Consider the following 25,064-nt stretch of genomic DNA (forward strand, 5'->3'; position numbering starts at 1 on the left):
AGCACACGTTATGAGGCAAACCCTTCGGGAGCTGGCGATTCGGGCGCATTGCAGCGTTGCGCCGCTTGCTAAGGCACCAGCCTTAGCTGCGCGACGACGCCTTGCACTGCATCCCGAATCGCCTTGCTCGCACTCATCCCTATATATGTAATGAGTTCTAATAGTCTCATACCGATTTTTACTTCTGTTTGTCACGCCAATTTGCGGAGCTGCATATGTCGACCACCTACGTTGAACACGCCAACATCACAGTTAAGGATATGAATGAAACCGTCAATTTCATCAAGTCTGCGCTACCTGATTGGGACATACGTGGCGAAGGTAATATGGACTGGTTTGGAAAAAAAGTACACTGGTTACATATAGGTAACGACACCAGCTATCTTGCCCTGCAAGACGGTGGTGAAGGCACTGGCCTGAACTGGAAGGAGCATCAGGTTGGCACCAAACACATAGGGATCGTAGTACCGTCTGTCACGGCAGTCATAGAACGGCTGCAAAAAACCGGATATTCACCTGACCACTGGGGAGCAGCACACCCGCACAGGAAAAGTGTCTATTTCATCGTCAAAGATCATCTGCAGTTTGAATTTATTGAATACCTGTCTGAATTGAATACTGAACGCAATGACTATTCATTGTAAACAAGTAGGTTTGTGCTTTTTTGCCTGCTGCAAGACTGCTGAGAACCGGCACAGTGACAGGATCAAATTACACCACATTTATTGCGCCATATAAACGGGCGTCATATTGATGAAAATTATGCCGCAATTTCACACCTGCGTGGTCTATCTTTTGCAATACCAGATCGCTCTGAATAGCGGCTACGCAAGCGGTACAACCTTAAAAGAGTAAGGTCTCCATTTCTAATCTTGCTGGTCACTAACGTGGTGATTCCCTGTTCTATAAGGAGCAGTTTCGTCTAGCAGCCAGTCACGAAAAGCGACCACTCCAGAATTGGTTGCCGACGCGCGCGGATACGCTAGCCAGTAGCTGAAATCATTCGGTAAATTTAGTGCAAAAGGTTTGACCAGGCGTCCTGCTGCAATGTCATCCGACGCCAGAAAACAGCGCCCCAGTGCCACGCCATGCGCATCAATCGCCGCTTGCAGCACCAGGCTGGAATCGCTGAATGCAGGCCCGGTGCGGGTATCTATATCGCCCAGCCCTGCCATCTCAAACCAGAGCCCCCAATTGTCACGCGGCTGGTCGTGCAAAAGCGTGTGCTTACACAAATCAGCCGGTGTGAGCAGAGCTGCTGATCTGGTTAGCCATTGCGGGCTGCATAAAGGGGATAGATATTCAGGCGCGATCAGGTCGGCGCGCAGACCAGGCCAGCGACCCAGCCCCAAGCGTATGGCGAGATCAAATTTACCGTCTGAAAAATTGTCGGGAACCAAAGAACTTGTAATATGCAAGTCAATATCTGGCTGCACCGCGCGAAAGCTTGCCAATCTGGGCATCAGCCATTTGCTTGCAAAAGAAGGCAGCGCTGTAATACGCAATACGCCCGCGAAGGGATCTCCTGTCAGCTTTGCTGTTATGGCAGCGAGGGTATCAAATATCTCGCTCAACTCAGACAGATAGGCTTTGCCCTCAGTTGTCAGCGTCAACCTATGGCCGTAGCGCTCAAATAGCTTTAAATTCAACCACTCTTCCAGCTGCTTGACTTGATGACTAATGGCCGCTTGTGTTACATGCAGTTCAGTCGCGGCACGGGTAAAACTGCATAGCCGCGCTGCCGCCTCAAAAGCGCGCAAGGCAGTCAAGGGTGGTAAGCGACGCGCCATTCTTAATTGTTCTTTTTTAAGGGGTATTTTATTTATGAAGCTCGATTAATTTTTCTAATCGAGGATATAAGAATACATCGTTTTTCCTGGAGAGGGAAGTTTGCTTTAATGGCACTTCTTATAAGATTTGCACCGGAGAAAAAATGATCACATTAAAAATTTGGGAATTGATACTGAGTTTTGCTATACCCATGATTATCAGCCCTGGCCCGGGCAATGCCATATTGGCCGCCTCTGGCGGTAAATTTGGTGTCAGAGGCAGTCTTCCATTCTGGATGGGTTTTGAGGCCGGCAACCTGTGCTGGTGTCTGATCTATGGCTTTGGCCTGAGTCAGATTTTCAGTCAATATCCATTGGCCTACAGCTTCCTGAAATGGGGCGGTACACTGTACATATTGTATCTGGCCTACGGCTTTTTTAAGTCTTCCGCTGTGGGATATAAAACAGACTTGAACGTACTGAGTTTTTCAGATGGCTTCATTTCGCTATCGCTGAATCCCAAGGTGCATTCGATGATACTAGTGATGTTCTCACAGTTCCTGAACCCGGCACTGCCCTTGATCGCACAAGTCGCCCAGATCGCCATCGTGTTTACCATGATAGGCTTGGTCTGCCATTTTCTCTGGATCTACTCAGGGCAATTGATTTTCAGTAAATTCCAATCGCGCCGCGCCCTGCAATTGCAAGGTGTAGGTTTCGGGCTATGCATGATACTGGTGGCCATTTTTGTAGCTTTGTCTTGATCAGACTGTATGTTAAGAGCCTCTGATTAAGTCCGGTTTTTAAGTCCGGTTTTGCAAAATTGCCCCTCAATATTCATGAGGGTTGCAAACGGGGCTGGGTGTACTTAATCAGAGCTTGCCGGTTGATAAAATAATAGGGACTCTTCTTGCCACGGCGTGTGCGCTCGCGTCGTCAGGATTAAATCAAATGCATGCGAAACTGTCTGAAGATTGCTTTTGGACCCGGGTTCGATTTCCGCGGACTACATACCATTTGTTGGTGGCCGACAAAGACAATTCAACTGTACAGCCAAGAGCGTAACGCCGTCACGTCATTTTGAAACGGGTTCTAATTCACAAATTAATCATGGAGGCTGGAGCCAAGATATTCAACCGCTGAACGCTCACGATTGCTGACGCAAATGCTCCTGCAAGAACTCAATAAAGCGCAGCGTCTTTGCTGGTAATAACCGGGTTTCCGTGATTGCGTAGACCGGTGTGGGCTGTCCATTCCAGCCAGGCAGTATCCGGCGCAGTCGGCCAGCAGCGATATCTTCTGCTACGACGTCTCCCGGCAACATGATAATACCCAAATCAAGCGTTGCAAGGCGTCGAATCATGCCAACGCTATTCACCATAAATTTGCCGCCGACATCCACCTCCAGCCTTTCCATATCGCGATACAGGGTCCACCTCCCACCTTTGGGAAAACCGAGGCATTCATGCTTGGCAAGGTCGGTAGGATGTCCAGGCTCACCATACAAATCAAGATAACGTGGCGACGCGTATACCTTCACTGATAAGCGAGCCAGCAGTCGGGCGATCAGGTTTGAATTTGGCTGTTCACCCATGCGGATCGCCACATCAAACGGCTCTGTAACCAGATCCACCCTCCGCGGTGTAAGGTCAAATTCGAAAGTGATACCAGGGTAGCACCTGGCGAACTCCGCAAGGATCGGTGCCATATAGATGGTAGCGAAGTCCACAGGTAGCGATGCACGCAATAGCCCGCTTGGCTGAGTCAGCATCTCACTTAATTGCTCATGCGCAATCCGTGCTTCATCAACAATGCGCCTGCACCGTTCATAGTAAAGCTGGCCCGCCTCTGTCAATTCCACCTTCCTTGTGGTGCGATGGAGCAGCCGCAGGCCAATATGTTTTTCCAATGCAGCTATCCTCCTCGATAACGTGGAATTTGGTATTCCGGAGGCATCGGCGGCACGCCGAAAGTTTAAGGTGCTTGCGACCTCGATAAACAAGGCCATGTCGTTCAACAGTTCCATTACATTGCGCCATTTTTGGATCAATGCTTCCCATTGTACCCACTTTATCCCATCAGTAAATTAGTCGAAAATACATCATCGCACTTGCATCAGACAACCTTTAAAGAATTGATATTGCCATGGCTACTAATATCGCCCGTATGCAACGCGCCAATCGCGGAAGCCAGTTCCGTGCCTATCGTTTGCATTGTTCCGATCCTGCACAACTTGATCCCTTTATGGGTATCGACCATGCCTGGATGAGCGCGCCGACGTTTCCACCTCATCCACATGCTGGCTTTTCGGCAGTGACTTATCTGTTTCTCGATTCGGAAACTGGCGTTGCCAATCGCGATTCGACGGGCAACAGCACCTTGATAGAGCCGGGCGGCCTGCATTGGACGGCCGCGGGGCGCGGGGTTATCCACGAGGAAAATCCAGCAGTGCAAGGCAGAACTGCACATTTACTGCAAATCTTTGTCAATCTGCCTCAGCAACGGCAGAACGAGGCACCGTTTGCGCTCAGCCTGGCTCCGCAAGACGTGCCAGTAGTACAACGCCCCGGCACGCGGGTGAGGGTTCCCTTGGGGAGTTTTGATAACGTTCACTCACCGTTGGTACCGCCGACCGAAGTCACTTTGTTGGACATCACGCTCGAAGCTGGGGCAGAACTGCTGCTTCCGCTGGCCGTTGGTCAACGTGCCTTCATTATGCCGATTTTCGGTGGTGCAGAGCTTGATGGCGAGAATTTCAGTCTTGATGACCTTGGTGCACCGATCATACCGACCACAACAGAAGCGACTAAGCACAAACTTGTCGCCAGGACGGGAGGCGCTAGGGTCGCCATATTCATCGGTCAACCGCTGGAGCAACCGATCTTTTCAAACGGTCCCATGGCTTTTGCGAGCTTTGAGAACCTGACTGCGGCGACCGCCGCCTACCATAGTGGCGCGATGGGAAAGCTGTAACAGCCCCTCATGTCCACAGGAAGCATGAGTCGTTCAACTTCTGCGCCGCTATCGAAACTTTAAGGAGTTATTTCATGAAAACTGAACGTTTAAACGCCGAAAACACAGCCCTGCTGTTGATTGACCATCAGGTCGGTACGATGCAGTTGATTAAGAATATTGATCGCGAACTTGCAGCCAAGCAGTCGATTGCGCTGGCAAAGATGGCGAAAATTCTCAATATACCGGTCGTAATTACCTCCAGTCAGGAAGATCACGCCCAAGGGCCGATTCTGCCGGAAATCGCCGAGATTCTACCCGAAGCGCACGCAGCACGGGTCAAGCGCCCCGGCGTGGTCAACGCCTGGGCCTATCCCGACTTCCGCAATACAGTACTGGCCACAGGACGCAAGAATCTGATCATGGCAGGTGTGACCACCGATGTTTGTCTCATCTTCCCGGCCATTGACGCTGCACAAGAAGGTTTTGCGGTGCAAGCTGTGATGGACGCTTCAGGATCACCTAGCGTGCTATCCGAAGAGTTTTCACGTCAACGAATGCATGACGCGGGTGTGGTGCTCACAGCCACCAACACGCTCATGGCTGAAATCGCACAAGACTGGTCAACGCCAGCCGGTCAGCAACTGATTACTTTGCTGTTCACCGATGTGTTTCCGGCTCTGGGCGCTGGCATTGCTTAAAAACGTAGCGGCTACAATCAGGCTGAAGCACATTCGCTTCAGCCTACGCCATAAATTTTCCTGCAAGCCTTTCATGGTGCAATTCGGGATTTTTTCGATTGACGAATTGATTTGCTTAGGGCTCTACAATTTAGAAACATCCTATATGAATAAGAAAATTTTTCTGCTCGGTGGAACCGGATTTATTGGAGCAGCCACGCTAAAGGCACTTAGGGAAGATCCAACGGTTAAAGTGCACGCATTAGCCCGCTCGGCGCAATCCGCCAGACTCATCGAATTAGCAGGCGCGTTGCCGGTCATAGGTGATCTGAGTGAACCAGGTGAGTGGCAGCAAGCCGTCGCGCAAGCCGACGTAGTGATACATGCTGCGCAGCCCGCGACATTCGGCCAACGTATATCGGCCAAAGTTGCTCGTCGATATGAGACCGCGCGCCTCGCGCTTGATCGAAGCCTCTTTGATGCATTGCCGCCCGAGCGTCAAACGCGTCTACTATACGTCGCTGGAAACTCTTATTATGGTGAAACGGGTTCCGGGTCAGCCAAAGATGAGACCATGACGCCGCGCCCTACGGGGTTCGGCCCGTATATTCAATCTGCGGTCGAGACTGTCAAGGCGTTGGCGAGCCCTGGTCGTGAAGTGATCATCGCCTTCCCTGGTGCCGTGTACGGTCATGGTTCCTGGTTCAAACAATATTATCTTGATCCGATTAATGCTGGGAAACCAGTGATGCGACTCACTGGACCGCAGCACTGGGCGTCCCCGATTTCGGTGGACGATTGTGGTCGTGCCCTTGCTCATCTTGCGTTAGCGGACTCTGCAATGCTGCGATCACCCACGGAAGGCTACTTCCTCGTCGACAATAAACCTGTTACCTACGATGAGATCGCGGCGCTCGCCGCCGCCACAATGAACAAGCCGCTGAGAACGAGAAACGTCCCCGGATGGATGCTTGGCTTATTCGCTGGCGTGATCGTACGCAGCTACATGGAGACCGATTCGAAATATTCGAACTCGAAACTACTTGCCACAGGCTTCCAGTTCAGGGACCCCACGATCGAAAGCGGAATTCCGCGACTTTTTGAGGTGGCTCCACGGACATGAATTGGCTCCGGCTACGGATATAACGGTGGGCAGTATTGGTGGCGAGCACTCGCAGCTGGTGCCACCGCCCGACGTCACCTTGCTGGACATCCTGCTGGAAGGCAGCACTGAACATGTACTGCCGTCTAGCCAACATGTTTTCTATATGCAGGCTTCGGTGGCGCAGAGCTTGATGGCGACGGCTTCTGTCTTGATGACCTCGGCGCACCGATCCTGCCGACCGTGACCGAAGCGACTTATCTCAACAAAAAGGTCAAGGCTTTTGCGAACTATGAGGAAACTGATTGCGGCAACCATCGCTTACCAGAGTGGCATGATGGCAGGGAAATTGATTTTCCAGAAATCTTAATCGCGCCCTGCAACTGCAAGGTATAGGGCGCAGCTTATGCATGATACTGGTAGCCATTTTTGTAGCTTTGTCTTGATCAGACAGTATGTCAAGAACCTCTGATTAAGTCCGGTTTTGCAAAGTTGCCCCCATATTCATGAGGGTTGCAACGGGGCCGAGTGTACTTAATCAGAGATTGCCACTTAATTAAATAATAAGTAACTTGTCTTGCCATAGCGTGTGCGGCCGCGTCGTCAGGATTAAATCAAATGGCAGCACTAAACATGTAGAACTGTCTGAAGAATGCTTCTGGACGCGGGGACTGATGAAAGCACCTGTGTGCTGTCATCTACCTCACGAATCTGAGCAGCTTGCAAGCTGCGAAGTGGATATCAGGAACTGCAAGCCAGCTGTGGGGAGCCCACGAATAACATAGAACATGCAAGCAGCATGGCTGGCCAGGATAGCCGAATCCCGCAACCTACACTAAAATACAAACACTGCCAATTCATGGGTGGTCTCCTATGGAATCTGGGGGCCAAATTTTTGTGCCAGCACTGATATTGATAGCAGCGCGCATGGCAATCTCAATATAATGACAACAGATACACACAACAATAATATCTTGTATAGCTGTTATCAATACACATTGATTATTCCACCGATACATTAGCTGGTCGCCATGTGAAAGGATGCTCCCTCCAAAAAGAGAATGTTAAATCTTGCATGCACAGGCCACTTATCTGGTTCAGCAGACATAGAATTCTTGCCAATTAGAAATAAACGGTTATGCTGTCAAATAGTGCCAGCTTATCTGGTGTTCGTATAATCGGAGAACCACCATGCAATCCGCCCGCCGCGCCGCCGATACCTCGCCGTTTGAAAGCGATAAAAATAATATTTCGCCGGCGACTCGTATGGCGACATCAAGTCAACGTTACTTTGCAATCTGGATGTGTGTCACACTCTGCATTGTCACGGTATTTTTGCTGCCATTTGCTCAAACACCCTGGGGCAAGATTCAAGCTTTCCTCCCCTCGTATCAAACTGCGGTGATCGGCATTTACCTGATCACCGCCTACTTGATGTTTGGGCACTATAAAGCCACCCGTTCGGAAGCACTACTGCATTTGAGCGCCGGATGTTTGTACACTGCTGGCGTACTGGTTGTGCAATTTCTGTCTTTCCCTGGCGCATTTATAGACACGGGGTCACTGATAGGTGGAGGCCAAACGACGATTTGGCTGTGGTTCTTCTGGCACGCCGGCCCAGCTGTTGGCATTTTGCTCTTTGCGTGGAGCGAATATCGTCGTCCCGGCCATCGAACCATCGATCATCAACACGCCATTCGTCAAACATCGATTGTAGTCTTCGTCGCGTTTGCTGGCACGGTGATTCTCGTGACCGCTTTTCACAATTGGTTGCCGGTTCTGGATGTCAAGGGTGACTTTAGCAAAATTACCAGCTCCGGCATCGCTCCCGCACTTCAGGTTTTGTTATTGGCGGCTCTGGTAATACTCTGGCGTGCAAGTGGCTTTCGCAATGTTCTGCATGTTTGGCTGGGTATCACGCTTGTGGCGCTGTTGTGCGACAACGCTATCACAATGATGGGGGCGACGCGATTGTCGCTAGGCTGGTACGTCGGCAGGGCAAATGCACTAATTTCGGCATCGATCATGATGTTGGTATACCTGAACGATATCAAACAATCCTATGAGCGAAGCGTGGCGATCGCGGATGAGTTAGCCAATTCCAATGCGCAACTGGAAGTGAGGATAGATGAAGCCCGACTCGACACACTAACCAAGCTCCCGCGCCGTGATTTGTTTACGGAAAATGCTGAATTGCTGCGCGCGTCAAGCGTCGCGAATGGCAAAGGCTTCGCCACCTTGTTTATCGATTTGGATGGTTTCAAGTCGATCAATGATCGCTTCGGCCATGAACATGGAGATATTGTTCTTGTTCGTGCAGCGGAGGCGCTGAAGTCTGTCTTGCGGGATAGCGACGTGGCTGGCCGTCTTGGCGGCGATGAATTTGTTGTGTGCCTGAGCGCTCCAGAAAATGTGATGCAGTCGGTAGCCAACAAGTTGTCAGAGCGCATCGTCGACAAGATCAGCAAAATTGGCGATGGCTTAGGTGCCAGCATCGGGATCAGTATTTGCAGTACTGATATCACCAGCGCTTTGCAAGAAGCCGATGAAGCCATGTACGAAGCCAAGAAACATGGCAAGAACGGATATAGCGTATACCGCATGAAACCGAAACTGGTCAATGTGGCGTAAAGCTGGCTCTGTATTTGGACGGTATTGCTGCTTTGCCGCCTCGCCATTGTTACTCTGACCAAAACATCGTAGCGGTTGACTACGGCATTCATGCGCAAGACTTAGTCATGAAACGCCGTAAATACTACATCAGCAAAAAGCCTGAGTTGCCAAACCACGCAAGCATACGCTAAGCTCAGGCTAGACACTGCATTCTCTCTCCCTTTCGGCAACTACTCGCGACCGAAACTCGTGGCTTTTTTACTTGCCGTGATTCACCTTCGGCCGGGTGGCCCGTAACGATACAAGACCCGCAAGAAGAAAATTGCTAGCTAACTGAAGGTGGTGTTCAACTATATGCCTATAGAATTCACCATTTATTTAATCACCTGGATACTCTATTGTGCAGTCTGCGTGGCGCTGTATTTTTCTGACCGGACTTCATTTCCGTTGCTTGCTTATCGTGATTTTTTGTTTGTCCCATGGAAGCTGGTCACGTTCAGCATAGCCGCCATCGGCATTACGGTGATTGCGCCTTACACAGGTGACCCAACTTGGGACTATGTGGATGCAGCCATCATGTCTATCCTTACCTTTCTGACCGCACCGTGGACTATTGGGACGGTTTATCTGGGTTTCAGTCGTAAAGCCAGACTGAGGCATATTCTGCTTGCGCTAGGCATGTGGATGTTTTCTGCGAGTTGGTGTTATGACTTGTACCTGCTGCTGCGGGATGGTACTTATCCTCTGACCTGGGAAGCAAATATTTATGCCTCATCGGTCTTGTATGTCAGTGCGGGACTATTCTGGAATCTTGAATACAAAGCGGGCAGAGGTGTGACGTTTTCTTTTCTTGAAGCCGGATTTCCATCCAGGCCACAGCAAGTTGGTTTCACAAAAATCGCCTGGATTGGCCTGCCCTTCATGCTGATCGCCATTGGCTGTATTGGGTATTTTCTGTTTTAAGTGCTCAGCGAATAGTTTACGTACTTCTTTACACGCCACGCCTTCAAGACAAACAGGACAAATCTATTCAGAATTGCATATTGTTGCAAATTTACACATTCACTGGAAAACCTTCAAAAATGCAATTACAATCTTAGCATGCCAAAATTATAATTAAAGGCATATCTTATCCTGCACTGAATCCATCTCTTTCATTCACTAATGGAATCTGCCATGAAATTTCCAAAAATAAAACTGAAAATACGGCATGGTTTCTTGCTGCTGGTTTTGTTGTTTGTCATTCCGCCGCTGATCATTTTGTTGGCGCAACGTTGGGAAGTGTCTGACAGCGACCCTGATCGCGGTGCCACCACCGTCAAACAAGATGCGTTTGGTGACAGTGCAAGCAAGATTGTGTATCTAGACCAAAACTGGAAGCCTGAGCAAAGCCTGTGGTTTTACACGACGACCCAGGGTTCAGATTTGCTGCCTTATGATTTCTTTTTGGTGCTGGAGCAGGCTGACAAGCCTGAATTATTCCGCAGTGATGAAAACATTAATCGCTATCGTTATCTGCCGCAGAAAAAAACTTCCAGTAATCCGGATGCCTTGCCAGTAGGTTTTGTCAAAGACAATTACCTGAAAAAAGATTACATGGGCTTTACCTGTGCAGCCTGCCATACGGCACAAATCAATTACAAAGGCACGGGCATGCGTATTGACGGCGGCCCGGCTGCGGCTGACATGGTCGGGTTCCTGAAAGGCCTGACTGATGCGATGGTTGCCGTGCGGGACAAGCCCGATGTGCAAAAACGCTTTGTGCAGGCGGTGATGCAACGCGGTGCCTATAGCAGCGAAGCTGACGTGATTGCCGATATAAAAACCTATGCGCAGCGTCTGATCAGCTATAACGTCATCAACCATAGCCCTGTTGATTATGGGTATGCACGACTGGATGCCTTTGGCCGCATCTATAACCGTACGCTGGAACATCTGCTTAATCGCAAGCAAATGGAAGAAGTGCTGCTCAACATCCTGAGTGAGGGGGAAGTAAAGACCGCACTGGCTGACATAGGTGAAAGCCTCACATCTGCTGAGCGCGACAAGATCATCGAAAGGGTGGCAACTTCGCCCAAACAAATCGTCAAACTGCGGCAAGAGTTATTCATCAAGGCCGACGCCCCTGTCAGTTATCCCTTCTTGTGGGATATTGCCCAGCACGACTATGTGCAATGGAATGGCCTGGGTGCCAATGGTGGTCTGGGCCCACTGGGGCGCAATGCCGGTGAAGTCATTGGCGTATTTGGCTCACTTGACTGGCATGAAAGCCAGCACTTTTCTTTGACTTCATGGATTTCTGGTCAGGGATGGAAAAAGAAAGTCGTTGACTATGATAGCTCCGTCAATACCCAGAATCTGCGCCGCATAGAAACCCAGCTCACTGAATTGCAGTCGCCGCAATGGCCAGAACAAATTTTGGGCAAGCTTGATCAGACCCGCATCAAACGTGGTGAAAAACTGTTCGACCGTTATTGCGTCAGTTGTCATGCAGAGATAGAACGTGACTCACCGCAACGTCGCGTGGTCGCTCATATGTCCAAACTGGAAGAAGTTGGTACTGATCCCACCATGGCAAACAATAGCGTCAAATATGAAGGCTATTCTGGTATTTTGCGCAATCAATACGTCGGTGCAGGTGTAGGTGACGTTTTGCTCGATAAAAAAGCACCGGTTGCTGCGCTGCTGACCAAGGCGACGTTGGGCGTAGTCACAACGCCAGATCCTGATAAGGGTTTCATACGCAGGTGGTCAGAATGGCTGCTCAATATCGTCAAGGCCTTTTTCAGTAATGAAATCAAGGATTCAAACAAGCACGGTAATTACAACCCTGACACGACGATGAATCCTTATTCATCCTTGCAGGCATACAAGGGGCGTTCGCTGAACGGCATTTGGGCGACTGGCCCCTATCTGCACAATGGCTCGGTGCCAACCTTGTATGATTTATTGCTGCCAGCGACCTGCCCTGCAGATCAAAAAGATGCAGAATGCCGGCCTGAAAAATTCCAGGTAGGCTCGCGAGAATTTGATGCAGAAAAAGTTGGCATGAAAAATAGTGGCTATGAAGGCTTTACCTTCGATACCAGATTGCCGGGCAATTACAATTCAGGCCATGAATATGGCACGAAGGCAGCAAAAGAAACTGGTGACTTGCCTATGCTGACGAAAGAAAACAGGCTGGATTTAGTGGAGTATTTGAAGGCTCAATAAGCGTCTGACAATAAATGGCCATCGGTCACAATGAGCGCTGGCAGTACGCCAACTGCACAAATGAAACTGTATTTAATGTTGGAGAGCCATCTACAAATAGATGGCTCTCCACAGCTCTCATGTCAGAACTCGTTTCATCAAGAAGAAAAAGCTTCAGGAAGACCATTTAAGACACAGTGGAAGTCCAAACTTGATATTGGCAAACAAGGTAACCTCCATACGCCGGAATCACCAAGCCATTAAAGGGTGCCTCAAATACATCTCATTTCTGTTGATGAAATGAGTTCTATGCACAAGGCCCGGTCGTACTGCCTTCCAACAACACCGGTTGCCACAATACCTGCAGTTCTGCTGCTGGCGTGCCGTTTATCAGGGCCAACAGCATTTCACTCATTTTGGCACCTGCTGCTCTGGGGTCCGGCTGGTCTATGATGGTGACTTGGTCGCCGACCAGGGTGTCTTCCATGCTGCCCCAGACGATGACGGAGATGTCTTTGCCTATGGTGATGCCGGCATCCATCAGGGCGCGCATCGCACCAACGCCAGACAAATGGTTATCAACAATAATGGCACTGGGTCTGGGTGTGCAGTTTAATAGCTGCTGCACTGCCAGGTAGCCGCTACGTCTGTCGAGTGCATCCTGTATCAGGTAGCGGGTATCGATATCGAGGCCAGCACCGCTCATGGCTTCGATAAAACTGGTGCGTCTTTGGCGGGCAAAATTAAGTTCGAGTGGTGCGCTGACGAGGCTGATGCGCTGATGCCCAAGTGCCAGCAAATGCTTGACAGCCAGCCGTATGCCGTTCGCATTGTCATAGTCAAACCAGGCATAAGGTTTGTCTGTCTGGGTGCGGCCATGGGCAATAAAAGGAAAACCCTGCCTGGATAAATAAGCAATACGAGGGTCTTGCACCATGGTGCGGCTGACGATCAAGCCATCGACGCGACGGCCCTTGACCATCTGCTCATACGAAGGCAGTTCATTGCCCGGCGAGACAGGCGCAATCATGAGATTCATCTTGCGCGCTTCCAGCGCTTCTGCCATGCCACCAACCACGCCGAGAAACATGGGGTCACCCAGGTCAGATGGCAGCAAAGGGTAGATCAAGCCAAACACATTGGTGCGCCCGACGGCCAGACTGCGTGCCATGGGGTTGGCTTCATAACCAAATTTTTCTGCTGCCGCCAATACTTTTTTGCGCGTCTGCTCGCCGACTTCGGGGTAACCGTTCAAGGCACGGCTGACCGTGGTCTTGGACATACCCAGGCTGGCAGCAAGCTCCTTTAAAGTAATGGACATAGGGTTAATGGCAAAGATGATCAGAAGCTGGGATTATATACTTGCGCTACCGTGTTCAGTTCATACATGACCATGTCAATCCAGCCGCTCAATCGCACGCTTGAAAAAAAACAGGGTCAGCAAAATCACACTCAATGGCAACAGCGATAGATAAAAAGCCGTCTGCCCGTTCAGGGCACCGAATACATAGCCGGTAATCATGGACCCGCTAGTGCCACCCAGGGCGGAAAACAAGACCAGCAAACCCGTCATGGCGGCATGCTGGTTTGTCGGCAAAGAGCTCAGCATGACAGAATTAATGCCAGGATAAATCGGTGCCATGAACAGACCGATCAAAGGGAAGATAAAGGCGGCCAACGGTGCATTGCTCCAGCGCAGGTCCGGGTTGGCAACAATATTATGGGTCAACGGCAAGGTCAGCAACACCAGTGCGGCCATACTGATAAGGCAGATATTCAGCACCAGATACCAGTTCAGCTTGCGCATGATGGCCCCTGCCCCCAGCCTGCCTATTGCCAGGCAGGCGGCAAAGATGCTGGTGGCTTGCACACTCATATCCACCGGCATTTTGAGAATTTCGTTATTGAAAGTGGGCAGCCAGGTGCCTATACCCTGCTCCAGCAACACGTATAAAAAAGCCGAGATGATATAAACACAGACGAGAGGGCGCGCCATCAGCTTAAGCATGTCAGCAAAATCGTTGAACAGGCTGCTTTGACTGACTACCAGCCTGGCTTGAAATTCTGTAAAGTTTGTTGTGGCGACCAATAAGAAAGTCAGCGCACACAAAGCAGCCAGCAACCAGTACACATGTAACCAGACTGGTGAAGCGGGATTGTCAGCATCAATGAAATAACCAAATACCCAGTAGCCACTGAGCACGCCCACCATGAAGAAACCTTCCAGCATATTCATCAGGCTGGCATGCTGCTTGCGATCCGTGCTGACCAGACCTATGGTTGCATACACGGATACCTTGATGAGGGCAAAAGCAACGCCCACACTGAAGAACAAGACTTTGGTCATCAAAAATCCCGGCAGCAGGGGCATGGTCGCTGTGCTGATCGTGACGATGGCCATGCCAATCAGCATCGCGTATTTATAGCCCAGGCGCGGCAAGAAAGAAGCGACGCAAAACGAGACGATGCTGATGGGAATATCCTTGAAGGCCTCCAGCACGCTGGCAGCTGATTTGCTGACACCATAGGTCTTGATGACTTGCAATATCACCGTACCTACGCTGTTGAGCAAAATTGCGAATACAAAATACAGCAAAAATAGCGCAAAGATAATGCGCGGCCCGCTGGCAAGCTGTTCGTGTGACTGATGCTGCATAGTCATGTTGTCTCCTGGATTTTTATTTTTTGTAGCACTTGGTGCTACTATTTTTTGTACTACTTTTTCACTACTTTTGTGCTGCTTTTTATGCACTGCTTTTTATACGCTGCCAGCACTGCTCACTTCAGACTCATTTCAAATAATCCTGCAAGTTGAATTGATGCAGACCTGCGATCACAACATCGGCCTCGGTCAGCACTACCGGGCTGCCTATACCCAGGGCAAACATGCCTGCAGATTTGATGGCGCGAATGCCTGCTATCGAATCTTCTACTCCAAAACATGCATCTGGGGTCAAACCGAGGCCCGCTGCAGCAGTTAGAAAAATCTCTGGATCTGGCTTGCTGTTCATTATTTTTGCGGCATCCACGACGACATCAAACTGATCGGCAATACCAAGTCGCTCCACTACCGCCTGGGCATTCTTGCTGACTGAAGCCAGTGCCGTTTTCAAACCAGCAGCACGTATGGCTTGCAAGGCATCTGCCGCTCCTGGCAATAAATCAGCCGGGCTGAGTTGGGCGATCAAGCTCTGGTAATGCAGGTTTTTTTCATCAGCCAATGCCAGTTTATCTGTTTCGCTGAAGACCTTGCCGGATGCCGCCAGGATCAGGTTCAGCGAACCCATTCTGTCCACGCCCTTTAATTGTTCATTGAAGTCTGCATCAAAACTGGCACCTACGCTTTCTGCCAGTTTTTTCCAGGCCAGGTAATGGTAATGCGCCGTATCTGTCAGTACGCCATCCAGGTCAAAAATGATAGCGCGGTAGTTGTATTTACGCATGAATCAGCTCCGGTTGATGCAGAGGCACACTGCATGTGGCTTGCAGCTGAGTGACTTGCAGGCTTTGCCCTCTGTGCAGGAATTGTAATGCCGTGCCACGTAAGAGGCGGTATTCGACTTGGGTTTGGCTAACTGTTATCTCCAGCAATTGCCCCTGGAAGTGCACGCGGAACTGGTAGTCTTGCCATTGCTTGGGCAAAACCGGGGCAAATCTCAGTTGCCCACTATTGACGCGCATACCGGCAAAACCATAGGCGATACCCAGCCAGGTGCCCCCCATGGCAGCAGTGTGTACACCGTAGTGCGTGTTGCCGTGTGTATTGTCCAGATCCAGCCTGGCGGTTTGCATGAAGTAGTCATAGGCCTTGTCCTGATAGCCGACTTCTGCTGCGATGATGCTGAAGATGCAGGTGGACAAAGACGAATCATGGGTGGTCACGGCTTCATAAAAATCAAAATCACGACGCTTGTCATTGAGGTTGAACTGATCACTGAGCAAGAGCAAGGCCAGCACCACGTCTGCCTGTTTGCACACCTGATGGCGATAAATGACTAACGGATGATAATTCAACAGCAGGGGATAATTTTCTTTGGGGGTATTGGCGAAGTCCCAAACCTTTTTATTGAGGAAGCTGTCATCCTGTTCGTGGATGCCACGCTCTTTGTTATACGGCAAAGCCATGTATTCAGCGGCGCGTTGCCATTCATTTGCTTCGACTGCTTGCAGATTGATTTTTTCAGACAGTTCTATATATGTCTGTGCATGCTGACTCTGCAATTGCCTGACGATATCGGCAGCAAAACGCAAATGCATTTGCGCCATGGCGTTGGTGTAATAATTGTTGTTGACCTGGGCTGTGTATTCGTCAGGGCCGGTCACTTCGTTGATGCAAAATGACTCTTTATTTTGACCAGGCAAACAGGTGTAGTGCCCCAACCCCATCCACAGACGCGCAGTTTCCAGTACGATTTCTGCTCCCTGTGTCAGCAAAAACTCCATGTCTGCCGTTGCTTCCATATACAGCTTGATGGAATACGCAATGTCGGCATTGATATGGTATTGCGCCGTACCTGCGGGGAAGTAGGCAGAGCATTCTTCACCATCTATGGTGCGCCACGGGTACAGTGCGCCGCTTGCATGCGACATCTGGCGTGCACGTTCGCGGGCTTGCGGCAGGTATTGATAGCGGTATTCGAGTAATTTCCTGGCGATCTCTGGTTTGTTGTAGAGGAAGAAGGGGAAGATATAAATTTCTGTATCCCAAAAATAATGACCTTCATACCCTTCACCTGTCAGCCCCTTGGCAGCGATATTGGTTTTGCCATCGCGCCCGACTGACTGCAACAGATGGAACATATTGAAACGTATGCCCTGCTGCAAGGCTGCGTCACCTGTTATATGTACATCTGCCTGTGCCCAAAAATCATCCAGATAGGCTTGCTGGCTGGCTGCCAGTTGCTCAAAACCCTGTTCGCGTACCTGGTTTAATGCTTGCTGGCCCAACGACAGCAAGGATGCTGCCGGATAATCGCGGGAAGAAAAATAACTGCAAAACTTCTCCAGTTTTATAGCCTTGCCCTGCACTGCCTGAATGGTGAAATGCTGCTCAATTTTTTCATCGCTTTGCTGCTGACTGCTGGTGTAAGGGCTATCTGCATGCAGGCGATGCTGCATGGCTGTTGCCAGGTTCAAGCCACTATTATGGGTGCGATGCAAAAAAGCAGAGAAATCACTTTCCTGCACAACTTCAAGCTTGTGCAAGACCGGGCCGCTGATAGCAGAACCAACACGCGGGTCGTCCCCGGCGACGATATTTTTTACAGCAGCGTCGATAGAAGAAACCAGTTTGATCTGACCAGAGAAATTCAGCGGTGTGACTTCATAAGAAATCGCATACACATGCTTGTTATCAAAACTGACAAGACGCTGAGTGTGCAAACGCATGCTGCGCCCCTTGGCGGATGTCCATTCCAGGCTGCGTGTCAGCAGACCGGTGCGAAAATCCAGTTGACGGTAATAGCTATCTACCGTGCCTTGTTGCAGATCGAAGACTTCATCTTCCAGCATCAATTCAATACATTTGGCATTGGGCACATTCAGCATGAATTGATTGGTGCGTGCCAGACCATAGGCGTTTTCTGGATACTGTATGGCTTCGGATTCGTAAAAACCGTTGAGGTAACTGCCATTCAGTGAATCTGCAGCGCTTCTCTGATTGCCCTCTTCTGCCGTGCCACGCAAGCCTATATAGCCGTTGCCCAAGGCAAACAAGGTTTCATTGAGCAAGTGACGCTCATCATCGATGTGATTTTCAGTAATTCCCCAGCCTTCCAGCGGAAATTGATGATGCAAGGCATCACTTGTTTGCACGGTGTCATCCTTCATTTTTATTCTTAATCGTTGGTGTTTTTTGGTGAATTTTCTGGTTTTATAGCTTTTATACTTATTCAAACCGGTTTGAAATTTGAATTAATTCTATTTAAACCGGTTTTAAAAGTCAATGAAGTAAATTTTTATTTTGCGGATGCTGTTTTAGAAACTTGCAAATAAGTACAGCAACCAGGAGGAGTTAAGATGGCTTTTGCGCACATTCCATTCAAGACGATTGCGTACAATCGACGAACCCCACTGGGCTCCTGCCTTCGCAGGAGCGACTATTTTGGGGTTGTGGCCTATGTGAAACGCAAACGTATGCGCTGGATTAATTGATTTGGCAACACACAGCGAGGACTATCTCAAGTCTGCCTGATCACCAGCATAGTCTGCAAAACCTCAGACTCTACCGTCTCTTCATTGATCAGACCCAGGATTTTCCTGGCGAGCAAAATGCCGCCATCACGCAGGTATTGATGGACGCTGGTCAGGGCGGGGATGAAGCTGGCAGCACCTGGCGTATCGTCATAGCCGACGACGGAGACCTGTCCTGGCACCGTCAGGTTTTTTTCGGTGATGGCCCGTATAGCCCCCATGGCCAGCAAATCGCTGGCAGCAAACACGGCATCGAAGGTTTTGTCTTTTTTCTTGAGATAGGTGGACATGCAGTCAAACCCCGCCTCAAAGGTAAATGCCTTGGGGCGCAGGATGGTGACGGCGTGTTGCTGGTCACCCAGGGCTTCCATGAAACCGGCACAACGTTCCTGCACTTCGGCATGGTCGATGTCGCCTATGAACAAGAGCTTGCGCCGTCCCTGCTGGATAAAACGTTCAGCCACGCTGGCCCCGCCCTTGCGGTTATCACTGCCAACCACGATGCCGGGTTGATTGGCATCCGGCGCACCCCAGATCACCAGCGGCAGGCCAGAGCGCTGCAGATGCCGCACCGCTTCACCGTGGGAACCCTGTCCCAGCAAGATCATGCCGTCGGCCCCCTGCACCGGTGATGTGTCTATCAATTGCATGGAAGTCAGTACCACGCTATAGCCTGCAGTCGTCAGTTCCTGAGTAATACCACCCAATAATTCCAGGGGATAAGGGTCAGACATGGGCCGGTCATTGGCAGGTGTCATTTCCACCACCACGGCGACAGAATGGCTACGGCCCAGGCGCAGATTACGGGCGCTGACGTTGAACCTGTAACCCTGCTCTTCTGCAATTTTGCGGATTTTTTCCCGTGTTTCGACAGTCACGAGTGGGCTATTGCGTAAGGCACGCGACACCGTAATGGTGGATACTCCGGCAATGGCTGCCAGGTGTTCCATCGTTACCCCTGACTCGGGATTGGGTGTGCTACGCTTTTTTGCCGACATGCAAATACCTTGTGTGAATGCTGGTTTCAAATATCAATATTTCAGCCACAGGTAACACACTGCGCCTGGCTAACTCCCATGCCAGTGCTTCGGGTCAGCAACTGAAATTGATTTTTTTGTTCCCGCGCATTATGACAGAGCTTGTTTGGCCGCGATATATCTCCCGGCCAAAGCTTGTGCTGACATGCAGGCAGCAGACATTCATGATGCAAGCAGAAAAAGTTTGAAAATACAGTACCTGTTCTGACATTGCCATGCCAGCATGTGTGAAGGCTGGCACGGCAGGCATTCGTTTCCACCTGGGAAATTGCATTATTAATCATAAAAAATAATTTGTGTCGAATAAATGACATCGATAACATTTAAATTGACATCGATGTCATTTCTTGTTTCAATGAGCTTGTTTTTACATCTCGCCACTTGAGCACCAGGGAAAACAGGCCAAAAAAAGGCCATACTCATTTAGGAAGTGGCAGGAAATGACATTACGCATTGGGGAACACCTTGCGTTTTGTCCTTGATCAGATGTTAAGGACGAAAACTTTAATAATATTCAGGAGCACAAAATGAACTGCAACAAGCCCTTCCGCTTGTCGGCGATCACTCTCGCCATGATGACATTATTGAGCCAGGCCCATGCCCAGGTGGTCAGCAATCCGACCGAAGCCAGCAACACTGCCGCCAAACCGGCAAAAGAAGCAAAACCGGACGAAGTACAATTGATCGTTGTCACCGGCAATGCCCGCAATGGCGGCCAGCGCAAGATTGATGCTTCCTATTCCATTACCACAGCGAATGAAGAACAGGTCAAACAGGCTGCCCCCAGCAGCACGGCTGATTTGTTGAAAATTGTTCCCGGCATTTATGCGGAATCCAGCGGTGGCAATGCCGGTGCCAATATCGGTGTGCGCGGCTTTCCTATTGATGGCGATGCGCCCTTTGTGACCATACAAATGAATGGTTCGCCTTTGTTCCCGCCACCGACCCTGTCGTTCCTTGAAGGTTCGTCACTGTTCCGTATTGACGATACCATAGACAGGGTAGAAGTCTTGCGCGGCGGCCCCAGCCCAATTTTCTCGAACGGCCAGCCTGGTGCCACCATGAACTTCCTGCTGAAGAAAGGTCGTGACGTAGCAGAAGGCAGTCTGCGTGCCACCGTGGGCACCGGTAATCTGCGTCGCATTGACGGCTATTATGGTGGCAAGATTGCCGATGGCTGGTACGGTACGATAGGCGGTTTTTATCGCGTGGCACAAGGCGTGCGTGACGGACAATATCCGGCAGATGAAGGTGGGCAGATAACCGCCAGTATCACCAAAAGGCTGGATCAGGGCGAGCTGACTTTTTATGCCCGCACAGTCAATGACAAAAACACGTTCTACACTGGCGTTCCGCTGATTTCTGCCACTAGTGCTGGCGGTAAACCATCAGCGTTCCCTGGCTTTGATCCTTTGACAGGATCACTGTATGGCAATGAGTTGCGTAATGTCGCCCTGGAAGTCGGCCCTGGTCAGGTCATCAATAAAGACCTGGCAGATGGTCGCGGCTTGCAAGTCAATCTGTTTGGTGTGGACTTCACACAAAATATAAACGGTTGGAATGTCAGCAACAAGCTCAATCATTTTTCTGGTGATGCGCCTACCCTGGCCATCTTTACCGGCAATAGCCCGATGAGCATGTCTGCCTATATCAATAGCGCAATACAGTCTGCCAATGGCCAGGCTAATGTGGTTGCAGCGGCAGGGGGCAAGCAGGCCATTTCTGGCACGGCCACTTACCTGAACGGCGGCGCGGCTGTAGCCGCTGATCAACAGGTGATGTCCGCAGGCATATGGTCGGTAGAAAAGAAATTGAATTCCTTCACCGATGAGCTGCGCGTCAGCAAGGAAATCGTCAAGGATCACACCATGACAGCCGGCTTGTACTATGCCGACTATTCATCCAAGGACATGTGGTATCTGGGTAATAGCGTGCTGATGACGGCAACACCGAATGCCCGCCCCATCAATGTTCAACTGAATAATGGCGTCATAGTCAGCGGCAATGGTCATGATGGTGCGTCTTTCTTCACTCTGAATGAAAATTTCTCGGCACAGAATACTGCCCTGTACCTGGCCGATGAATGGAAGATCAATGACAGCGTACGTGTGGACGCTGGTGTGCGTACAGAAAACCGTCGTTTGAATGGCGTCATCTCGAATCCCAAATCGGTTGATCTGGATAATAATCCTTTGACGCTGTACAACAACAATGCATCGGTACTGAGTGGTAGCAACACACCAGTCAATCGTACTGACAGCGAAGTTTCTTATACCCTCGGTGGTAACTACAAGGTATCAGAAAACTTCAGTGTATTTGCACGTTTGAATTCCGGCTTTGCCCTGCCCCAGTTCGACACCATACGTGACAATGGTGTGAATGCACCGGTAACCAAGGTCAAGCAATATGAAATCGGCCTGAAAAGCGTGTCGGAATACGTCAGTGCTTACCTGACTTTCTTCCACAATACCTTCACCGGCCTGCCCTTCCAGCAATTTTTGGCAAACGGCAGCAATGTGACGGCCATTGGTGGCTCTAGCGGTTCTGGTCTGGAATTTGAAGTGGCTGCACGCCCCATCAAGAATTTCCAGATTTCGCTTAGCGGTGCCTATCAGCAATCGAAATATGAAAACTATGGCAGCAATACCGGCAATGAAGTGAAACGCCAGCCTAAGTTGCAGTTCCGTCTGTCACCCAGCTATCGCATCGCGCTCGACAATGCCGATATCAAGCTGTATGGCACTTACACCCATGTGGATGCGCGCTTTGCCGATGCAGAAAACCAGCAATCCCTGCCCAAGTATTACACCCTGGATGCGGGTGTCCTGGTCGGGCTGGGGGATAACCTGGAATTCCGCCTGGCAGGCACTAACCTGACCAATCAACTGGGACTGACTGAGGGTAACTCCCGCGTTATCGGCAGTGGCAGTAGCGTGGTATTTGCCCGTCCTATCTTTGGTCGTGCGATTGAGGCGTCTGTGTTGTATCGATTCTAAGTTTTATCTTTATTGATCTGCAAGCGTGGTCCTGAATACCAGGGTCACGCTTTTTTTTCAGGCGATCAGACTCTGTACTTTTTCCACCTCGTCAAACAAGAAAAAATGTCCGCCCACAAAAATATGTACTTCAGGCGTAGTCACAAAACAATCAGCCCAGGCCATGCCATCGGCCAACGCTATCCTGTCATCTTGCCCCATTAAAATACGCACAGGCACATTGTGCTGGCGTTCGCTGCCATCGACATAGGCTTCTGCTGCGCCTATGTCGGCACGCAAGATAGGTTCAAACAATTCCATCAATTGTGGTTCGGCCAGCACTTCGGCAGATATGCCGCCCATATTGGCGACCCAATCCAGAAATTCTTTCTGAGGTAATTCTGCATGGTGTTGTAGCACACGGCTATGGGGTGCAGCCGCACCCGACAACACCAGCCTTTGTGGCAGGCTGGCACCAAGTTCCACCAGCCGGTCCAGCATGGCTAGTGCAATGTATGCCCCCATGCTGTGGCCAAACAGCACATAAGGATTGCCAGCAGTGGCGCGCAAGGTGGGTTCCAGCAAAGCAGATACCATCTCCGGGATGCTTTGCATGAGCGGCAGACGCATGCTGCTACCATGGCCGGGCGGATCCAGCGTAATCCATTCGTGGGTATGACCCCGCGCTAACCCGGCATAACTATAGGTGCTCCCCCCGGCAAACGGGTAGGCGATAATTTTCAAAGTCGGTTTCCTTTTTATTGTTTGCTACGATTGTTTGCTGTCAGACTGGATTAAAATTGCGGCACTTGCCTCAGGCATTTGCTTACTATGCATGGCAAGAAAATATAATGCCGCAAAAACCAGAAAAACGCACCATGCATGAAAATACGTCACCATCTTCAATAACTGCGGAACCCAAAATCTGGGTAGTCAACCTGGCAGATTTGCGTAAATACCGGACTAGCCTGCAAAACCTGTTAACCACTGCCGAACAGCTACGCTGCCAGCGTTATCAACAACAGGATGATAAAGACCGCTATTTGGGCGGACGTGCCCTGGTCAAACTGGCTGTTGCGAATATCACGGGAATGCCGGTCGAGGCTATTTCCATCCACGTGGAAGCATCCGGCAAACCATATGTTGTCTTTGCGCAGAATGCCATGACACCGCCAGCCATCAGCATTTCCCATGCAGGTGAACTAGTAGTGGTGGCAACAGGTACCATGGCCGACCTTGGTGTCGACGTGGAATTATTACACCACGATGTCAATCTCGATGACTTAATGCCCGTGGTCTGCAGTGCCAGCGAAATGGATGAAATCAATCGCCCGGACAACAAAAGCAGGACACAGAAATTTTATGAATTCTGGGTATTGAAGGAAGCTTATCTGAAGGCGACTGGCGATGGGCTTTCCGCTGACGCAAGACGATTGATTTTCAGTGTCAATGCAGCATCAGTCGTAAGACTGGTACAGGGACTGGATAAGAATCCAGAGGTTTTTTGGAATTTTTTATTACACCGGTATGACGACCAACACATGATCGCCCTGGCAAGCAGGCAATCAAGAGCACTGAATGAATTTACTGAAGATGAGAGAACTGACTTCGCCGCAGGAAAACTGCCATACATGGATGCGGCAACTTTGTTGAGCGATTACTGCACGTGCTGATAAAGGTCAGGCACACAGCTCTGATGAGCCATGTGCTCTTTTTTCTACGGGGAATTATTTCTTGATATTCAGAACGATAGCGCCACTCCAGTTAGCGCCGCCGTTTTCGACCAGGACGCTCAACACATTAGTGATTTCTGTCCATTCGACAGAAATTTTTGCACCGCCGACGTCAACGCCGTCAGCTTTCAGTGTGCCATTTGCGTCAGACAGCAGTTTGGTACGGTATGCAGGATCTTGTGCTGATTTTGCGATTGCAGATGCCAGTTGATCATATAAATGTGCCATTTTCTACCCCTAGTTTACGTAGTTCAACGAAGATTACATCGGAATGAAACGAAACTGATCGCTACCCGTTTCAGCTTAAAATTTAGGCAGCTGGGCGTATAGTACACGCGCAGATAAATGATGTCTAGTATTTAACAAACGATAAAAAAATATTATTATTTTTAGTGTTGTAAAAATTCAGTATTGCATCAAATTGCGACTAAAATAGCCATCATTTAGTTCACAAACTTTCCTGTCAGGATCATCATGCCGAATATAAAAACCTTCACTCCTGCTGGTCGCCTCGATAGCAATAATTCTGCTGCATTTGAGAAAGAAATTCTCACAGCGATAGAAGCTGGTGAAGTACATATACTCATCGATTTTGCCGATCTCGCTTACATCAGCAGTGCCGGACTACGCGTGATCTTGCTGACTGCCAAGAAGACCAAGGCAGCCAGCGGCAAACTGGTATTGTGTAGCCTGAATGAATCGATCAATGAAGTGTTTTTGGTCAGCGGCTTCAATACCATCCTCGATATCCAGGCAAACAAGGATGCAGCTTTGGCGCGCTTCTAAAGTCATCAAACAGTCATGAAAAAGCCCTCGCAA

20 protein-coding genes are annotated in these 25,064 nt (G+C 49.9%); 11 read left to right on the top strand and 9 right to left on the bottom strand.

Annotated elements, in window-relative coordinates; genetic code table 11:
- Nucleotides 1–215 precede the first annotated feature (215 nt).
- Nucleotides 216–644 carry a VOC family protein gene (locus AC1RVX_RS09845; RefSeq protein WP_493216407.1) on the top strand — a complete coding sequence of 143 codons (429 nt, stop codon included), beginning with the start codon at nt 216–218 and terminating at the stop codon, nt 642–644.
- A 222-nt stretch (nt 645–866) separates the two neighbouring features.
- Here the strand turns inward: AC1RVX_RS09845 and AC1RVX_RS09850 are convergent, their stop codons facing one another.
- Nucleotides 867–1,790 carry a transcriptional regulator GcvA gene (locus tag AC1RVX_RS09850; RefSeq protein WP_493216408.1) on the bottom strand — a complete coding sequence of 308 codons (924 nt, stop codon included), beginning with the start codon at nt 1,788–1,790 and terminating at the stop codon, nt 867–869.
- A 143-nt stretch (nt 1,791–1,933) separates the two neighbouring features.
- On the opposite strand from AC1RVX_RS09850, the gene AC1RVX_RS09855 reads away from it, so the two are divergent.
- Complete coding sequence (locus tag AC1RVX_RS09855; protein ID WP_493216409.1) at nt 1,934–2,533, top strand: LysE family translocator; 600 nt, start codon at nt 1,934–1,936, stop codon at nt 2,531–2,533.
- A 383-nt stretch (nt 2,534–2,916) separates the two neighbouring features.
- Here the strand turns inward: AC1RVX_RS09855 and AC1RVX_RS09860 are convergent, their stop codons facing one another.
- A complete protein-coding gene (locus AC1RVX_RS09860; protein WP_493216410.1) occupies nt 2,917–3,795 on the bottom strand; it encodes a LysR family transcriptional regulator in 879 nt (292 codons plus the stop codon).
- A 119-nt stretch (nt 3,796–3,914) separates the two neighbouring features.
- Between AC1RVX_RS09860 and AC1RVX_RS09865 the strand changes: the two genes are divergently transcribed.
- From AC1RVX_RS09865 to AC1RVX_RS09890, 6 genes are all read left to right on the top strand, one after another.
- Nucleotides 3,915–4,742: a pirin family protein gene (locus AC1RVX_RS09865; RefSeq protein ID WP_493216411.1), complete on the top strand. Its 828-nt coding sequence runs from the start codon at nt 3,915–3,917 to the stop codon at nt 4,740–4,742.
- Between the two features lie 74 nt (nt 4,743–4,816).
- The gene (locus AC1RVX_RS09870) at nt 4,817–5,422 is read left to right on the top strand and encodes an isochorismatase family protein (RefSeq protein ID WP_493216412.1); all 606 of its coding nucleotides are present in this window, start codon (nt 4,817–4,819) and stop codon (nt 5,420–5,422) included.
- Entirely contained in the window at nt 5,415–6,524 is a 1,110-nt protein-coding gene (locus tag AC1RVX_RS09875; protein ID WP_493216413.1) for an NAD-dependent epimerase/dehydratase family protein, read from the top strand. Before AC1RVX_RS09870 ends, AC1RVX_RS09875 begins: the two co-directional genes overlap by 8 nt.
- 1,170 nt (nt 6,525–7,694) lie before the next feature.
- A complete protein-coding gene (locus AC1RVX_RS09880) occupies nt 7,695–9,134 on the top strand; it encodes a diguanylate cyclase domain-containing protein (RefSeq protein WP_493216414.1) in 1,440 nt (479 codons plus the stop codon).
- A 336-nt stretch (nt 9,135–9,470) separates the two neighbouring features.
- Nucleotides 9,471–10,079: a hypothetical protein gene (locus tag AC1RVX_RS09885; RefSeq protein ID WP_493216415.1), complete on the top strand. Its 609-nt coding sequence runs from the start codon at nt 9,471–9,473 to the stop codon at nt 10,077–10,079.
- Between the two features lie 213 nt (nt 10,080–10,292).
- The gene (locus AC1RVX_RS09890; protein WP_493216416.1) at nt 10,293–12,329 is read left to right on the top strand and encodes a di-heme-cytochrome C peroxidase; all 2,037 of its coding nucleotides are present in this window, start codon (nt 10,293–10,295) and stop codon (nt 12,327–12,329) included.
- 286 nt (nt 12,330–12,615) lie between these two features.
- On the opposite strand, the gene AC1RVX_RS09895 is transcribed toward AC1RVX_RS09890, so the two are convergent.
- The 5 genes from AC1RVX_RS09895 to AC1RVX_RS09915 form a co-directional block, all read right to left on the bottom strand.
- Entirely contained in the window at nt 12,616–13,623 is a 1,008-nt protein-coding gene (locus AC1RVX_RS09895; RefSeq protein WP_493216670.1) for a substrate-binding domain-containing protein, read from the bottom strand.
- Between the two features lie 81 nt (nt 13,624–13,704).
- Nucleotides 13,705–14,970 carry an MFS transporter gene (locus AC1RVX_RS09900; protein WP_493216417.1) on the bottom strand — a complete coding sequence of 422 codons (1,266 nt, stop codon included), beginning with the start codon at nt 14,968–14,970 and terminating at the stop codon, nt 13,705–13,707.
- A 127-nt stretch (nt 14,971–15,097) separates the two neighbouring features.
- Complete coding sequence (pgmB, locus tag AC1RVX_RS09905; protein ID WP_493216418.1) at nt 15,098–15,751, bottom strand: beta-phosphoglucomutase; 654 nt, start codon at nt 15,749–15,751, stop codon at nt 15,098–15,100.
- Complete coding sequence (locus tag AC1RVX_RS09910) at nt 15,744–18,137, bottom strand: glycoside hydrolase family 65 protein (RefSeq protein ID WP_493216419.1); 2,394 nt, start codon at nt 18,135–18,137, stop codon at nt 15,744–15,746. Before AC1RVX_RS09910 ends, pgmB begins: the two co-directional genes overlap by 8 nt.
- A 350-nt stretch (nt 18,138–18,487) precedes the next feature.
- On the bottom strand, nt 18,488–19,498 hold the full coding sequence (locus AC1RVX_RS09915) for a LacI family DNA-binding transcriptional regulator (protein WP_493216420.1): 1,011 nt from the start codon (nt 19,496–19,498) through the stop codon (nt 18,488–18,490).
- A 566-nt stretch (nt 19,499–20,064) separates the two neighbouring features.
- Here AC1RVX_RS09915 and AC1RVX_RS09920 point away from each other — a divergent pair.
- Nucleotides 20,065–22,533 (top strand): TonB-dependent receptor, encoded by a 2,469-nt coding sequence (locus AC1RVX_RS09920; protein ID WP_493216421.1) that lies wholly within the window; start codon nt 20,065–20,067, stop codon nt 22,531–22,533.
- 57 nt (nt 22,534–22,590) lie between these two features.
- On the opposite strand, the gene AC1RVX_RS09925 is transcribed toward AC1RVX_RS09920, so the two are convergent.
- The gene (locus tag AC1RVX_RS09925) at nt 22,591–23,256 is read right to left on the bottom strand and encodes a thioesterase II family protein (RefSeq protein WP_493216422.1); all 666 of its coding nucleotides are present in this window, start codon (nt 23,254–23,256) and stop codon (nt 22,591–22,593) included.
- 107 nt (nt 23,257–23,363) lie between these two features.
- Between AC1RVX_RS09925 and AC1RVX_RS09930 the strand changes: the two genes are divergently transcribed.
- Complete coding sequence (locus tag AC1RVX_RS09930; protein WP_493216423.1) at nt 23,364–24,185, top strand: 4'-phosphopantetheinyl transferase family protein; 822 nt, start codon at nt 23,364–23,366, stop codon at nt 24,183–24,185.
- 54 nt (nt 24,186–24,239) lie between these two features.
- Here the strand turns inward: AC1RVX_RS09930 and AC1RVX_RS09935 are convergent, their stop codons facing one another.
- Nucleotides 24,240–24,473, bottom strand: a complete 234-nt coding sequence (locus tag AC1RVX_RS09935) for a hypothetical protein (protein ID WP_493216424.1) — start codon at nt 24,471–24,473, stop codon at nt 24,240–24,242.
- A gap of 246 nt (nt 24,474–24,719) precedes the next feature.
- On the opposite strand from AC1RVX_RS09935, the gene AC1RVX_RS09940 reads away from it, so the two are divergent.
- Nucleotides 24,720–25,031 carry an STAS domain-containing protein gene (locus AC1RVX_RS09940; RefSeq protein WP_493216425.1) on the top strand — a complete coding sequence of 104 codons (312 nt, stop codon included), beginning with the start codon at nt 24,720–24,722 and terminating at the stop codon, nt 25,029–25,031.
- Nucleotides 25,032–25,064: the final 33 nt, after the last annotated feature.

The organism is Undibacterium sp. GW821-FHT11B02 (assembly GCF_058808955.1).

What these genes read in the sequence shown, in the direction of transcription:
- AC1RVX_RS09930 (WP_493216423.1), top strand. Translation starts at nt 23,364, where the DNA reads ATGCCGCAAAAACCAGAAAAACGCACCATGCATGAAAATACGTCACCA.
- AC1RVX_RS09850 (WP_493216408.1), bottom strand. Translation starts at nt 1,790, where the DNA reads ATGGCGCGTCGCTTACCACCCTTGACTGCCTTGCGCGCTTTTGAGGCG.
- AC1RVX_RS09915 (WP_493216420.1), bottom strand. Translation starts at nt 19,498, where the DNA reads ATGTCGGCAAAAAAGCGTAGCACACCCAATCCCGAGTCAGGGGTAACG.
- AC1RVX_RS09845 (WP_493216407.1), top strand. Translation starts at nt 216, where the DNA reads ATGTCGACCACCTACGTTGAACACGCCAACATCACAGTTAAGGATATG.
- pgmB (WP_493216418.1), bottom strand. Translation starts at nt 15,751, where the DNA reads ATGCGTAAATACAACTACCGCGCTATCATTTTTGACCTGGATGGCGTA.
- AC1RVX_RS09940 (WP_493216425.1), top strand. Translation starts at nt 24,720, where the DNA reads ATGCCGAATATAAAAACCTTCACTCCTGCTGGTCGCCTCGATAGCAAT.
- AC1RVX_RS09880 (WP_493216414.1), top strand. Translation starts at nt 7,695, where the DNA reads ATGCAATCCGCCCGCCGCGCCGCCGATACCTCGCCGTTTGAAAGCGAT.
- AC1RVX_RS09935 (WP_493216424.1), bottom strand. Translation starts at nt 24,473, where the DNA reads ATGGCACATTTATATGATCAACTGGCATCTGCAATCGCAAAATCAGCA.
- AC1RVX_RS09900 (WP_493216417.1), bottom strand. Translation starts at nt 14,970, where the DNA reads ATGACTATGCAGCATCAGTCACACGAACAGCTTGCCAGCGGGCCGCGC.
- AC1RVX_RS09855 (WP_493216409.1), top strand. Translation starts at nt 1,934, where the DNA reads ATGATCACATTAAAAATTTGGGAATTGATACTGAGTTTTGCTATACCC.
- AC1RVX_RS09920 (WP_493216421.1), top strand. Translation starts at nt 20,065, where the DNA reads ATGAACTGCAACAAGCCCTTCCGCTTGTCGGCGATCACTCTCGCCATG.
- AC1RVX_RS09860 (WP_493216410.1), bottom strand. Translation starts at nt 3,795, where the DNA reads ATGGAACTGTTGAACGACATGGCCTTGTTTATCGAGGTCGCAAGCACC.
- AC1RVX_RS09865 (WP_493216411.1), top strand. Translation starts at nt 3,915, where the DNA reads ATGGCTACTAATATCGCCCGTATGCAACGCGCCAATCGCGGAAGCCAG.
- AC1RVX_RS09870 (WP_493216412.1), top strand. Translation starts at nt 4,817, where the DNA reads ATGAAAACTGAACGTTTAAACGCCGAAAACACAGCCCTGCTGTTGATT.
- AC1RVX_RS09890 (WP_493216416.1), top strand. Translation starts at nt 10,293, where the DNA reads ATGAAATTTCCAAAAATAAAACTGAAAATACGGCATGGTTTCTTGCTG.
- AC1RVX_RS09885 (WP_493216415.1), top strand. Translation starts at nt 9,471, where the DNA reads ATGCCTATAGAATTCACCATTTATTTAATCACCTGGATACTCTATTGT.
- AC1RVX_RS09910 (WP_493216419.1), bottom strand. Translation starts at nt 18,137, where the DNA reads ATGAAGGATGACACCGTGCAAACAAGTGATGCCTTGCATCATCAATTT.